We start from the raw sequence: 12,450 nt of genomic DNA on the forward strand, positions 1-12,450 counted from the left end.
AAACTTCGACGATGCACTTTGAGGACTACGACAATGATTATTTACGGTGTGGCGTTTCTGGCCTTTTGTACCCTGGCGGGTATTTTCATCGGTGAGCTGCTGGGCAAATTGATTGGCGTGCCGGCCAATGTCGGTGGTGTCGGCATTGCGATGCTGCTGTTGATCGGTCTGGGCAGCTATCTGAGCAAGCGCGGCCTGTTCAAGGGCAAGTCCGAGGCCGGTGTGGAGTTTTGGAGCGCAGTCTACATTCCCATCGTGGTCGCGATGGCGGCGCAGCAAAACGTCTACGGCGCGCTCAAGGGCGGGCCGATGGCGATCCTGGCCGGAACCCTGGCAGTGGTGATCGCCTTTGCGTTGGTGCCGGTGCTGGTGCGCATTGGCAACAAGGATTCCCATGCCGATGTTTCCGTTAAGACGGTCGGGTGATTGCCATGTACGAATCCATGATGAAAGTCATCACCGGCTACGGCCTGATCAGCGGTTTCGCCATTGTCGGCATCACCATGTGGGTGTCCTATTGGATCAGTAGTACGTTCACCAAAGGCCGGTTGCATGGCTCGGCCATCGCCATTCTGCTTGGGCTGGTGCTCTCCTACATCGGCGGGGCAATGACTGGCGGACAGAAGGGTGTGGTGGACATTCCGCTGCTGTCTGGGATTGGGCTGCTGGGTGGTGCCATGTTGCGGGACTTCGCCATCGTCGCCACGGCGTTCGGCGTGAGCGTCGAAGAACTCAAACGCGCCGGTTTCGTTGGCGTGCTGGCGTTGTTCGTCGGTGTAGGTACGTCATTCATTGCCGGTGTCGGCGTGGCGATGGCCTTCGGTTATACCGACTCGGTGAGCTTGACCACTATCGGCGCGGGAGCGGTGACCTATATCGTCGGGCCGGTGACCGGAGCGGCTATCGGTGCCAGTTCCGAAGTGATGGCGTTGTCCATTGCCGCCGGTTTGATCAAGGCGATCCTGGTGATGGTGGCGACGCCGTTCGTAGCGCCGATGATCGGTCTGAATAATCCCCGTAGCGCAGTGATCTTCGGTGGCCTGATGGGCACCTCCAGCGGCGTGGCCGGTGGCCTGGCGGCGACGGATCCGAAGCTGGTGCCATACGGTTGCCTGACGGCGGCGTTCTATACGGCGCTTGGGTGCCTGCTGGGGCCTTCATTACTGTTCCTGATCATGCGGGGATTGATGGGGTAGGGCTTTGGACTTTCGCTGAGCGGGTTGCCCTCATCGCGAGCTTGCTCGCGATGGGGGGCGGCGCGATTTCAGGCCTGGCGATTGGCATACATCCGGCATTCGGCAAGCAACGCCAGCAGGTTCGGATCCCGTTCCTTGGCCTTGAGGAATACCACGCCGATGTGCTGCTGCAACCGGTACTTTTCCTGCAACGGGATCAGTTTCACCCGGTTTTCATACACCGCCGCAATCCGGCCCGGCAGCAAGGCATAGCCCACCCCGGAGCTGACCATGCTCAGCAGGGTGAAGATGTCGTTGACCTGCATCGCCACCTTCGGCTCGAACCCCGCCTGCTTGAACACCCGAACCCCGTCCTGATGCGTGGCAAACCCCTGGGTCAGGGTGATGAATGTCTCGTCGCGCACCTCGGCCAGGTCGACTTCGCTGCGCTGGGCAAAGGGTGAGTCGGCTGGTGTGGCGAGGAAGATGTCATCGGAAAACAGCGCGAGCTGCTCGCAGTCCGGGTCGTTGACGCTGTCGTCCAGGGACACCAGGATGGCATCGACTTCCATGTTCTTGAGCTTGTACAACAGGTCGATGTTCGAGCCCATGATCAGGTCGATGTTGAGTTCGCTGCGACGGATCTTCAGGCCCATGATCAACTGCGGCACGGTCTTGACCGTCAGCGAGTACAGCGATCCCAGCTTGAAGCGTTCGGCGGAGAACCCGGCGGCTTCGCGGGTCAGGCGTACGCTTTCGACCACGTCCTGGATCAGTTTCTGCGCGCGTTCTTCCAGCACATAGGCGCTTTCCAGCGGTGTGAGGTTGCGGCCTTCGTGCTTGAACAGCGGGCAGCGCAGGGCGCTTTCCAACGAATGAATGGCCCGGTGCACGCTGACGTTGCTGGTCTGCAATTGCGCCGCCGCCCGCGCCAGGTTGCCGGTGCGCATGAAGGCCAGGAATACCTCGAGTTTCTTCAGGGTCAATTCTTCGTCGATCAGCATGGGGCGGGCTCTTATTCATGTCGCTTGATTGTGCCCCAATCGACCCTTTTGGGAGGGGTTAATCGGTGGCGAGGGGATAAATCTCCTCGCCACCGGTGGGTTCAGAGGTAGCAGCAAACCATTGCACTTTTGCGCCGCAGGCCTGAGCCTTGGCGGCTGTTTCATCATGGAAGGGGGAGGAATCGATGTATCACGGCGAACGACTGAACGCCTGGACCCATCTGGTTGGGGCAATCGCGGCGTTTATCGGCGGGGTGTGGCTGGTGGTGCTCGCCGGGTTGACCGGCGATCCGTGGAAGATCGTCAGCGTGGCGATCTATGGGTTTACCCTGCTGGTGCTGTACAGCGCCTCGACGGTCTATCACAGCGTGCGCGGGCGCAAAAAAGCAATCATGCAGAAGGTCGATCATTTTTCGATCTACCTGCTGATCGCCGGCAGCTACACGCCGTTCTGCCTGGTGACCCTCCGTGGGCCGTGGGGCTGGACGTTGTTCGGGATCGTCTGGGGGCTGGCCTTGATTGGTATCTTGCAGGAAATCAAGCCGCGTTCCGAAGCGCGGATCCTGTCGATCGTGATCTACGCCGTAATGGGCTGGATCGTGCTGGTGGCGGTCAAACCGCTGTTGGCGGCCCTGGGCAGTACCGGTTTTGCCTGGCTGGCCTCGGGCGGGGTGTTGTACACCGTGGGCATCATTTTCTTCGCCCTCGATAAGCGATTGCGCCATGCCCATGGCATCTGGCATCTGTTTGTGATCGCCGGCAGCCTGCTGCACTTCGTGGCGATTCTGTTCTACGTGCTTTAGCGGGCAGCCGTGAATAACCCATCCAGTTGCCTCTGGGCCTGGTTGGCGAAAATCTCCAGCAGGGTGCCCAGGGTGTGTACCGGCGCTTCATGGGCCCGGGTCACGGCGTAGAGCGAGATGGGCAGCGGTGGCGACAACGGTCGGATCGCCGTGCAGGTCTTCGAGGCACCGAGGGCCGTGAACGGGTCGATCACCGCCATGCCGGCACCGGATTCCACCATGGCCCGGGCCAGGGAGTACGTCTGCACCGCGATGCTGATGCGCGGTGCAGGGTTTACCGCTTCCAGATAGCCGTCCAGCCGGGCCGAGAGCGGATCGGCGCTGGACAAGCCGATCAGAGGCGCGCCGGCCAGCTCCTGCAGTGACATCGGTTTACCCACCGCCGCATCGCTCCAGTGCCCCTTCGGCGCCAGCGCCACCAGCACACCGCTGGCCAGGGTCTGGGCCTTGAGCCCCGGATGATCAGGCGCCTGCAAGGTCAGGGCAACGTCGATCTCGCGCATCAGCAGGTTCTGCACCAGTTCACGGCTGTGGGCGCTGGACAGCTCACAGGCAATGTCTGGGTAGCGCCTTGTCCATTGATGAATGGCCGCTGGCAGTAGTGACAGGGCCAGGGCCGGGGTCGCGCCGATACGCAGGTTTTGCCCGGGCTGGCGGCGCAGGCTCTGGGCCAGTCGCCGGACGCCTTGCAGGCTTTCGCTGACCTTGTCGACTTCGCGTTCCAGCTCCAGGGCTTCGGGGGTGGCCTGCAACTTGCCGCGCACCCGCAGGAACAGGGCAAAGCCCAGCTGCTGCTCGGCGTGCTGCAGCACCTTGGTCACCGCCGGCTGGGAGACGTGCAGCAATTGCGCGGCGCCGCTGATGGAGCCGGCCTGGCGTATGGCCTGGAATATCTCGATATGACGAAGGCGCATGGCAGTCCCATAACCTTTGTTTATAGGTGCCCCATCTTTATTCATTGTTCCGAACCTGTCACCTGCCCCTAACCTCAGCTGATCGGAAACGGATGTGAGACGGACATGGGGCAACGGGTGGGCATCATCGGCGGTGGCGTGGTCGGGTTGGCGACGGCTTATGCACTGGTTCGCGACGGTATCGACGTGACGCTGGTAGAGGCCCGGAACGCGCTGGGCAGCGAAACCAGTTTTGCCAACGGCGGCCAGCTGTCCTATCGCTACGTCGCCCCCCTGGCTGACGCCGGGGTGCCCTGGCAGGCGCTCGGCTGGATGTTGCGCGGGGATTCGCCACTCAGGTTGCGGCCCCGCCTGGACCCTGCCCAGTGGCGCTGGATGGCTGGGTTCATCGCGGCGTGCCGGACGTCGGTCAACCGGCGTAACGGCGCCCATCTGTTGCGCCTGGCGCTGCTGAGCCAGGCCACCTTGCAGAACTGGCGCGAAGACGATCGTCTCGATGGCTTCGGCTGGCGGCGTAACGGCAAGCTGGTGACGTTTCGTGATGCCGCCCATTTCCACCATGCCCGGCAACGACTGGTGGATAACGTGCACCAGCAGGTGCTCGGGCCCGCCGAGTGCGCCAGCCTGGAGCCGGCACTGGCGGGCCTGCCGTTGGTGGGCGGGATCTACACGCCGGACGAGGAGGTCGCCGATTGCCACGCTTTCTGCCAGCAACTGGCCGCACGCTTGCGGGCCTCGGGGCGCTGCGAGTTCTTGTTGGGGCAGACGGTGACCGGCATTTGCCACGCCGACGGGCAAGTGCAGGCCATTGAGTTGGGCGGGCAGCGCTTGTCGGTGGACAACCTGGTGATCGCTGCCGGTCACCGCAGTGCGGCCCTGGCATTACCGGGGGTACGAATGCCGCTGTATCCGCTCAAGGGTTACAGCCTGACCGTGCCGATTGGCGCAGCGCATCGGGCCCCGGACCTGAGCATTACCGACTATGACCGCAAGATCGTCTATGCGCGAATCGGCGAACATTTGCGAGTCGCGGCGATGGTGGATATCGTCGGCTTCGACCCGACGCCAGACCCGCGGCGCCTGGCCCTGATCAAGCGCCAGGCCCGGGAAACCTTCCCCATGGCCGGGGACTACGAACACGCCATCGAATGGGCCGGCATGCGTCCGGCCACGCCCAGCGGCGTGCCGCTGATCGGCGCCACCGGCTATCGCAACCTGTGGCTCAACCTCGGCCATGGGGCACTGGGTTTCACCCTGGCTTGCGGCAGCGCTCGCCTGCTCAGCGAACTGATCCGCCAGCGCACACCGTCCATAGATTTGCAGGGCCTCACGCCCCGCGTCGCCTGACCCAACCCGCAACGGAGAATAACAATGCAAAAAATCACGTTGATCGGCTGCACCTTGAGCCTGTTGTTGAGCGCCCATGCCCACGCTATACAAGCACCTTTGAGCGGTACGCTGGAGAAAATCGCCAGCACCCATGGCATCACCTTGGGATATCGCGACGCCTCGGTGCCGTTTTCCTACATAGGTGACAGCAGCGGCAAACCGATGGGCTACTCGGTGGACCTGGCAAACAAAATCGTCGAGCGGATCAAGGCCCAGCTGGCGCTGCCGCAACTGGAGGTGAAGTACAACCTGGTCACCTCCCAGACCCGCATCCCGTTGGTGCAGAACGGCACCGTCGATCTGGAGTGTGGCTCCACCGGGGTGACGGCCGAGCGGCAGAAGCAAGTGGCATTTTCCTACGGCTTCATCTACGTGAAGGGGCAGTTGCTGACGGCCAGGGACAGCGGCATCCACAGCTTCGCTGACCTGCGGGGCAAGAACGTGGTGACCACCGCCGGGACCACCAACGAACGTTTCCTCAAGAGTTACAACCAGGACAACAAGGCCGACCTGTTCGTCATCAGTGCGAAGGACCATGGCGAAGCGTTCCAGATGCTCGAGACCGGCCGGGCGGCGGCATTCTACATGGACGATGCGCTGCTCTATGGCGAACGAGCCAAGGCCCGCGACCCACACAAATGGGTCGTGGTGGGCGAGGAACAATCGCGGGAAATCTACAGCTGCATGGTGCGCAAGGACGATCCGCAGTTCCTGGCGCTGGTCAATGCGACCCTGGGGGATTTGTACAAGTCAGGCGAGATCAACGCCATTTATGAGCGCTGGTTCCAGAAACCGATTCCCCCCAAGGGCCTGAACCTGGAGTTCCCGATGACCAGTGAGCTGAAGGCGATTATTGCCAGGCCGGTGAGTGATCCGGTGCAGTAGGGAAAGGATCTTTCCTGTGGGAGCGGGCTTGCTCGCGAAAGCGGTGTGTCAGTCAACTTTAATATTGCTGGCCGATCGCATTCGCGAGCAAGCCCGCTCCCACAAATGGAGCTTCAGCGGATCTAGAAATCCCCCCACAACTGCTGCGCCACTGCCAGCGCCACCACCGGCGCGGTTTCGGTTCGCAGCACACGGGGACCGAGGCGGGCGGCGTGGTAACCAACACTCTGAGCCTGTTCGACTTCAGCCTCGGACAAACCGCCCTCGGGGCCGATCAGGAACGCCAGCGTCGACGGTCTGGCATGGCTGACCAGCGGCTCGGCCACCGGGTGCAGCACCAGCTTCAGTTCGGCATCGGCCTGTTTCAGCCAGTCGGCCAGCAGCAACGGCGGATGGATCACCGGTACGGTCGAACGTCCGCATTGCTCACAGGCGCTGATCGCCACCTGGCGCCAGTGCAGCAGGCGTTTGTCGGCGCGTTCGTCCTTGAGGCGCACTTCGCAGCGTTCGCTGAAAATCGGCGTGATCTCGCTGACCCCCAGCTCGGTGGCCTTCTGGATCGCCCAGTCCATGCGCTCGCCCCGGGACAGGCCCTGGCCGAGGTGGATGCGCAACGGCGATTCAGGCTGCCCGGCGAACTGCTCGTCCAGTTGCACCCGCACGCGCTTCTTGCCGACTTCGGCCAACGTGCCGCGAAACTCCTGGCCGGAGCCATCGAACACTTGCACCGCATCGCCTTCGGCCATGCGCAGCACACGGCCGATGTAGTGGGCCTGGGCTTCAGGCAGTTCGTGGTCGCCGAGGCTCAGGGGGGCGTCGATGAAGAAGCGGGACAGTCTCATGTGTGTTCTCTCGATCGTTCCCACGCTCCGCGTGGGAATGCCGCCACGGACGCTCTGCGTCCGCTGTGAAAGTGACGCAGAGCGTCACGGGATGCGTTCCCACGCAGAGCGTGGGAACGAGCAGTTCAGGGTTCAGCCCGGATCACGGAACCCAGGGTGAAAGTCCTTCGGCACCGCCACGCTGACCTTGTCCCGCGTGGCGATGTCGATGCCTTCACTGGCCACGTCGGCGAGGAAGTCGATCTGCTCGGGGGTGATGACATACGGCGGCAGGAAATACACCACGCTACCTAACGGTCGCAGCAATGCACCGCGCTCCAAGGCATGCTGGAACACCGTCAGGCCACGCCGTTCCTGCCATGGGTAGGCGGTCTTGCTCGCCTTGTCCTTGACCATCTCGATGGCCAGCACCATGCCGGTCTGGCGCACTTCGGCCACGTTCGGGTGATCGACCAGGTGCGCGGTGGCGCTCGCCATGCGTTGGGCCAGGGCCTTGTTGTTGTCGATGACGTGGTCTTCTTCGAAGATGTCCAGTGTCGCCAGCGCGGCTGCGCAGGCCAACGGGTTACCGGTGTAGCTGTGGGAGTGCAGGAAGGCGCGCAGGGTGGGGTAATCGTCGTAGAACGCGCTGTAGACCTCGTCGGTGGTCAGGCATGCCGCCAGCGGCAGGTAGCCACCGGTCAAGGCCTTGGACAGGCAGAGGAAATCCGGCGTGATACCGGCCTGCTCGCAAGCGAACATCGTCCCGGTGCGGCCGAAGCCGACGGCGATTTCATCATGGATCAGGTGTACGCCATAGCGGTCGCAGGCTTCGCGCAGCAGTTTCAGGTACACCGGGTGATACATGCGCATGCCGCCGGCGCCCTGGATCAGCGGCTCGACGATCACCGCCGCCACAGTGGCGTGGTGCTCGGCGAGGGTCTGTTCCATGGCCGCGAACATCGTGCGTGAATGTTCCTCCCAGCTCACGCCCTCGGGGCGACGGTAGCAGTCGGGGCTCGGCACCTTGAGGGTGTCCAGCAGCAACGCCTTGTAGGTCTCGGTGAACAGCGGCACGTCGCCCACCGACATCGCCGCAATGGTTTCGCCGTGGTAGCTGTTGCTCAGGGTGACGAAGCGCTTCTTGTCGGGACGGCCGCGATTGACCCAGTAATGGAAGCTCATCTTCATCGCCACTTCGATGCAGGACGAGCCGTTATCGGCATAGAAACACCGGGTCAGGCCTTCCGGTGTCATCCTCACCAGGCGCTCGGACAGCTCGATCACCGGTTGGTGGCTGAAGCCGGCGAGGATCACATGCTCCAACTGATCGACCTGGTCCTTGATCCGCTGGTTGATGCGTGGGTTCGCGTGGCCGAACACGTTGACCCACCAGGAGCTGACGGCGTCGAGGTAGCGCTTGCCTTCGAAGTCTTCCAGCCACACGCCCTCACCGCGCTTGATGGGGATCAGCGGCAGTTGTTCGTGGTCTTTCATCTGGGTGCAGGGATGCCACAGCACCGCGAGGTCGCGTTGCATCCACTGGTTATTCAGGCCCATTTACAGTCTCCTCGAGGCGGCTCGCGGCGGGCGCGGGCCAGACAATCGCGCAAGCCTATGCAATGACGGCCCTGCGAACAACCCATTGTGTCGTTCCTGCTGCTTTGAGCGAGGCGATAGACGTCGCTGGCGGCGTTTTGATGGCTGGCGTATTCTTCGCCGTTCTCGGAGCCGGCTGGCTCGAAACCTGAAATTTTCCTGTTTTATTCCGGAGTTCGTTGAATGTCTGCTGGTTGGCTGCGCGCGTGTGCGCTGGTGGTGATAGGGCTTTTCAGCGTTACGGCGCTGGCGAAGGACAAGCAACCGACGGCTATCGTCATCGGTGGCGGCCTGGCGGGGCTCACGGCGGCCTATGAGTTGCAGAACAAAGGCTGGGCGGTGACCCTGCTGGAAGCCAAGCCCAGCGTGGGCGGTCGTTCGGGCATGGCCACCAGTGAATGGATCGGCAACGAAAAGACCCAGCCGGTGCTGAACAAATATGTCTCGACGTTCAAGCTGGGCACCACCCCGGCCCCCGAGTTCGTGCGCACCCCCAGCTATCTGATCGACGGCACCTACTTCACCGCCGCTGACCTGGCCGCGAAGCAACCGGCCACCGCCGAAGCCATCAAGCGCTACGAAACCACCCTGGACGAGCTGGCACGCTCCATCGAAGACCCGCTGAATCCAGCGGCCACCAGCACGTTGCATGCGTTGGACCAGATGACCGTGTCCGCCTGGCTTGATCGCTTGCAACTGCCGGCCACCGCACGGCAATTGGTGAACCAGGAGATCCGTACCCGTTACGACGAACCTTCGCGCCTGTCGCTGTTGTATTTCGCACAGCAGAACCGGGTCAATCGCGGCGTGTCCGACCGCGACCTGCGGGCTTCGCGTTTGCTCGGCGGCAGCCAGGTGTTGGCCCAGGCTTTCCTCAAGCAACTGAAAACCATCAAGACCGATTCTCCGGTGTCAGCCATTTCCCAAGACAAAGACGGCGTGACTGTCAAGGTCGGCAGCGTCGGCTACCAGGCCGATTACGTGGTGCTGGCGGTACCGCTGCGCGCCTTGAACAAGATCCAACTGACCCCGGCCCTGGATGCCCAGCACCTTGGCGCGATCAAAGGCACCAACTACGGCTGGCGCGACCAGATCATGCTCAAGTTCAAGACCCCGGTCTGGGACAGCAAGGCGCGCATGTCGGGTGAAATCTTCAGCAACGCCGGACTGGGCATGATGTGGATCGAGCCGGCGGTGAAGGGCGGTGCCAATGTGATCATCAACCTCTCGGGCGACAGTGCTCGGGTGATGCAGGCTTTTGGCGACAAGCAGATGGTCGACCAGGTGCTGATCCGCCTGCACACGTTCTACCCACAGGCCCGCGGGGCTTTCACCGGTTACGAAATCCGCCGCTACAGCACCGATCCGTCCACGGGCGGTTCGTACCTGGCCTTTGGTCCGGGCCAGATCAGCAAGTATTGGCGTCTGTGGGAAAAACCGTTGCAGCGTATTGCCTTTGCCGGTGAACACACCGACGCCCTGTACCCAGGCACCCTGGAAGGCGCGTTACGCAGTGGTCAGCGCGCGGCCAGCCAAGTGCAAGACCTGGCGGCGGGCAAGTCGTTCGAGCCGGCCAAGGTTGCTCCGGCCGCGACGGCAGCGGCTGCAGGTGCAGTGGCGGCGAAGAAAGGCAACTTCTTCACCAACCTGTTTGGCGGTTCGGATGACGAGAAGAAGCCAGAGCCGGTCAAGGCCCCAGAGCCGGTAGTTCCGCCAGCACCGGCCCCGGCCCCGGCGCCTGCGCCAACCCCGGCCCCAGCGCCGGTGGAAGCGCCAAAGCCTGCGGCGCCGGTAAAAGCCGAGCCGACTAAAAAGGCCACGACCAAAGCCGCGCCGAAGAAACCGGCAGCCAAGACCGCGGCGAAAAAAGCCCCGGCCAAGGCGCCAGTGAAAAAGGCTGAACCGGCAAAGAAGCCAGCGGCGAAACCGGCGGCGACCACTGAGACCCCGGCTCAGTAACGTCCAGGCGTAAAAAAGCGCGGCCCAAGGGTCGCGCTTTTTTTTGCCTGCTAGCAAGGTCGATGTTCAGGCATTGGGTATATCAGATACTTCCCACAGGGTAATCGGAAGGGAATGATGGGGTGGCCCGGATCGCAAGCTTTAGGCTGCGTAGAACACCGGAGCACTGAACATGAAAGCAGCAATAATCCTGACGGCTCTCGCTGGTTGCGTATCTGATGAGTTCATCAAAAAGGCAAAAATGATTCCAAAGCGGGATCCTCAATTAGCCTACAGATGCGAGATAGCCCCCTATAAGCCTGAATGCTCGGTCAATTGATTCACTGAGCGGATCGGGATGTATTGCCCAGGCGACACGGTCATTAGCTGTTTTACCCCGCTCTCACACAGTCCATCCACTTTAATCTTTCCTTAACCCACCCCCTCCAGACTGATCATCGTATTTCTCGATATTTCAAAGCGAAAATTTCCGCTTTAAATCGATAGATAACTCGCTAGTCTTGGTCGCAGTTTTTACAGGATATGAGCAATGCAGCTACGCAACTCTTCTTCTCGCTACGGCTGGGTCAGCATCGTCATGCACTGGGGCGTGGCGCTGGTGGTGTACGGGTTGTTCGCGCTGGGTCTGTGGATGGTCGGGCTGGATTACTACAGCACCTGGCGCAAAGACGCGCCGGACCTGCACAAGAGCATTGGCCTGGTGCTGCTGGCGGTGATGTTGCTGCGGGTGGTCTGGCGTTTTGTCAGCCCACCGCCACCGACCCTGGACACCTATGGGCGCATGACCCGTATCGGTGCGAAGATCGGTCATAGTGCCCTGTATCTCGGGTTGTTTGCCGTGATGGTTGCCGGTTACCTGATTTCCACCGCCGACGGTGTCGGGATTCCGGTGTTCGGTTTGTTTGAAGTACCCGCGCTGGTGTCCGGACTGCCCGACCAGGCAGACGTCGCCGGCCAGATCCACCTGTACCTGGCATGGGCGCTGGTCATCTTTTCCGGCCTTCATGCCTTGGCAGCACTGAAACACCACTTTATTGACCGTGACGCGACCCTCAAGCGAATGCTGGGGCGCCAAGCCTGATGTTCAACCTCGACTCCAAAGGAATAGAAAGCATGTTGAAAAAGACGCTCGCCGCCCTGGCAATCGGTTCTGCACTGCTGTCGGCCGGCCAGGCCATGGCTGCCGACTATGTAGTCGACAAGGAAGGCCAGCATGCCTTCGTCGACTTCAAGATCAGCCACCTGGGCTACAGCTTCATCACTGGTACTTTCAAGGACATCGACGGCAAGTTCAGCTTCGATGCTGCCAAGCCTGAAGACAGCAAGATCGAGTTCAACGTTCGTACCGCCAGCGTGTTCACCAACCACGCCGAGCGTGACAAGCACATCGCCAGCGCCGATTTCCTGAACGCGGGCAAATTCGCCGATGCGAAATTCGTTTCCACCAGCGTCAAGTCCACCGGCAAGAACGCCGATGGCAAGGAAACTGCCGATGTTACCGGCGACCTGACCCTGCTGGGCGTGACCAAGCCGGTGGTGGTCAAGGCTACCTTCCTGGGCGAAGGCAAGGATCCATGGGGCGGCTACCGTGCCGGTTTTGAAGGCACCACCAGCATCAAGCGTTCCGACTTCGGCAAGCAAAAAGACCTGGGCCCATCGTCCGACTTGGTTGAGCTGTACGTTTCGTTTGAAGGCGTCAAGGCGAAGTAACATTCGCGCCTGACAAAAAACGCCCCCGATCCTGCGATCGGGGGCGTTTTTTTATTGCCATACGAAATTCGAAAGATAACGCAGAACCCGTGTGGGAGCGGGCTTGCTCGCGAATGCGGTGCACCTGCGCCAATCACGTTGCCTGACACACCGCATTCGCGAACAATCCCGCTCCCACATTTGGATCTGCG

General features: G+C 61.7%; 12 protein-coding genes. 8 read left to right on the forward strand and 4 right to left on the reverse strand.

Annotated features, from left to right (window positions below; translation table 11 throughout):
- Positions 1–33: 33 nt before the first annotated feature.
- Positions 34–426: a malonate transporter subunit MadL gene (gene madL, locus FBY02_RS09050; protein ID WP_092258223.1), complete on the forward strand. Its 393-nt coding sequence runs from the start codon at positions 34–36 to the stop codon at positions 424–426.
- Between the two features lie 5 nt (positions 427–431).
- Positions 432–1,196: a malonate transporter subunit MadM gene (gene madM / locus FBY02_RS09055; protein ID WP_144926243.1), complete on the forward strand. Its 765-nt coding sequence runs from the start codon at positions 432–434 to the stop codon at positions 1,194–1,196.
- Between the two features lie 68 nt (positions 1,197–1,264).
- Here madM and FBY02_RS09060 read toward each other — a convergent pair whose 3' ends face one another.
- Positions 1,265–2,179: a LysR substrate-binding domain-containing protein gene (locus tag FBY02_RS09060; RefSeq protein WP_144926246.1), complete on the reverse strand. Its 915-nt coding sequence runs from the start codon at positions 2,177–2,179 to the stop codon at positions 1,265–1,267.
- Between the two features lie 185 nt (positions 2,180–2,364).
- On the opposite strand from FBY02_RS09060, the gene FBY02_RS09065 reads away from it, so the two are divergent.
- A complete protein-coding gene (locus FBY02_RS09065) occupies positions 2,365–2,982 on the forward strand; it encodes a hemolysin III family protein (protein ID WP_041021146.1) in 618 nt (205 codons plus the stop codon).
- Here the strand turns inward: FBY02_RS09065 and FBY02_RS09070 are convergent.
- Positions 2,979–3,896 (reverse strand): LysR family transcriptional regulator, encoded by a 918-nt coding sequence (locus tag FBY02_RS09070; RefSeq protein ID WP_144926249.1) that lies wholly within the window; start codon positions 3,894–3,896, stop codon positions 2,979–2,981. The two genes, FBY02_RS09065 and FBY02_RS09070, sit on opposite strands and share 4 nt — an antisense overlap.
- 105 nt (positions 3,897–4,001) lie before the next feature.
- Between FBY02_RS09070 and FBY02_RS09075 the strand changes: the two genes are divergently transcribed.
- Both FBY02_RS09075 and FBY02_RS09080 read left to right on the forward strand, forming a co-directional pair.
- Complete coding sequence (locus FBY02_RS09075; RefSeq protein WP_144926252.1) at positions 4,002–5,243, forward strand: D-amino acid dehydrogenase; 1,242 nt, start codon at positions 4,002–4,004, stop codon at positions 5,241–5,243.
- Between the two features lie 24 nt (positions 5,244–5,267).
- A complete protein-coding gene (locus FBY02_RS09080) occupies positions 5,268–6,170 on the forward strand; it encodes a transporter substrate-binding domain-containing protein (protein WP_144926255.1) in 903 nt (300 codons plus the stop codon).
- 122 nt (positions 6,171–6,292) lie between these two features.
- On the opposite strand, the gene FBY02_RS09085 is transcribed toward FBY02_RS09080, so the two are convergent.
- Together FBY02_RS09085 and FBY02_RS09090 are read right to left on the reverse strand one after the other, a co-directional pair.
- A complete protein-coding gene (locus FBY02_RS09085; protein ID WP_144926258.1) occupies positions 6,293–7,012 on the reverse strand; it encodes a 16S rRNA (uracil(1498)-N(3))-methyltransferase in 720 nt (239 codons plus the stop codon).
- Positions 7,013–7,144: 132 nt separating this feature from the next.
- A complete protein-coding gene (locus FBY02_RS09090) occupies positions 7,145–8,551 on the reverse strand; it encodes an adenosylmethionine--8-amino-7-oxononanoate transaminase (RefSeq protein WP_144926261.1) in 1,407 nt (468 codons plus the stop codon).
- Between the two features lie 222 nt (positions 8,552–8,773).
- On the opposite strand from FBY02_RS09090, the gene FBY02_RS09095 reads away from it, so the two are divergent.
- The 3 genes from FBY02_RS09095 to FBY02_RS09105 all read left to right on the forward strand — a co-directional run bounded on the left by FBY02_RS09095 (position 8,774) and on the right by FBY02_RS09105 (position 12,259).
- The gene (locus tag FBY02_RS09095) at positions 8,774–10,549 is read left to right on the forward strand and encodes a flavin monoamine oxidase family protein (protein ID WP_144926264.1); all 1,776 of its coding nucleotides are present in this window, start codon (positions 8,774–8,776) and stop codon (positions 10,547–10,549) included.
- 529 nt (positions 10,550–11,078) lie between these two features.
- Positions 11,079–11,630, forward strand: coding sequence for a cytochrome b (locus tag FBY02_RS09100; RefSeq protein WP_144926267.1), 552 nt, complete (start codon positions 11,079–11,081; stop codon positions 11,628–11,630).
- A 32-nt stretch (positions 11,631–11,662) separates the two neighbouring features.
- Positions 11,663–12,259 carry a YceI family protein gene (locus FBY02_RS09105; protein ID WP_144926270.1) on the forward strand — a complete coding sequence of 199 codons (597 nt, stop codon included), beginning with the start codon at positions 11,663–11,665 and terminating at the stop codon, positions 12,257–12,259.
- The last annotated feature ends 191 nt before the right edge of the window (positions 12,260–12,450 follow it).

This window comes from Pseudomonas sp. SJZ078 (assembly GCF_007828255.1).
Lineage (GTDB): Bacteria > Pseudomonadota > Gammaproteobacteria > Pseudomonadales > Pseudomonadaceae > Aquipseudomonas.

Coding starts and splice junctions, on each gene's coding strand:
- FBY02_RS09080 (WP_144926255.1), top strand. CDS start 5,268: ATGCAAAAAATCACGTTGATCGGCTGCACCTTGAGCCTGTTGTTGAGC.
- FBY02_RS09065 (WP_041021146.1), top strand. CDS start 2,365: ATGTATCACGGCGAACGACTGAACGCCTGGACCCATCTGGTTGGGGCA.
- FBY02_RS09090 (WP_144926261.1), bottom strand. CDS start 8,551: ATGGGCCTGAATAACCAGTGGATGCAACGCGACCTCGCGGTGCTGTGG.
- FBY02_RS09105 (WP_144926270.1), top strand. CDS start 11,663: ATGTTGAAAAAGACGCTCGCCGCCCTGGCAATCGGTTCTGCACTGCTG.
- FBY02_RS09085 (WP_144926258.1), bottom strand. CDS start 7,012: ATGAGACTGTCCCGCTTCTTCATCGACGCCCCCCTGAGCCTCGGCGAC.
- madM (WP_144926243.1), top strand. CDS start 432: ATGTACGAATCCATGATGAAAGTCATCACCGGCTACGGCCTGATCAGC.
- madL (WP_092258223.1), top strand. CDS start 34: ATGATTATTTACGGTGTGGCGTTTCTGGCCTTTTGTACCCTGGCGGGT.
- FBY02_RS09060 (WP_144926246.1), bottom strand. CDS start 2,179: ATGCTGATCGACGAAGAATTGACCCTGAAGAAACTCGAGGTATTCCTG.
- FBY02_RS09070 (WP_144926249.1), bottom strand. CDS start 3,896: ATGCGCCTTCGTCATATCGAGATATTCCAGGCCATACGCCAGGCCGGC.
- FBY02_RS09100 (WP_144926267.1), top strand. CDS start 11,079: ATGCAGCTACGCAACTCTTCTTCTCGCTACGGCTGGGTCAGCATCGTC.
- FBY02_RS09075 (WP_144926252.1), top strand. CDS start 4,002: ATGGGGCAACGGGTGGGCATCATCGGCGGTGGCGTGGTCGGGTTGGCG.
- FBY02_RS09095 (WP_144926264.1), top strand. CDS start 8,774: ATGTCTGCTGGTTGGCTGCGCGCGTGTGCGCTGGTGGTGATAGGGCTT.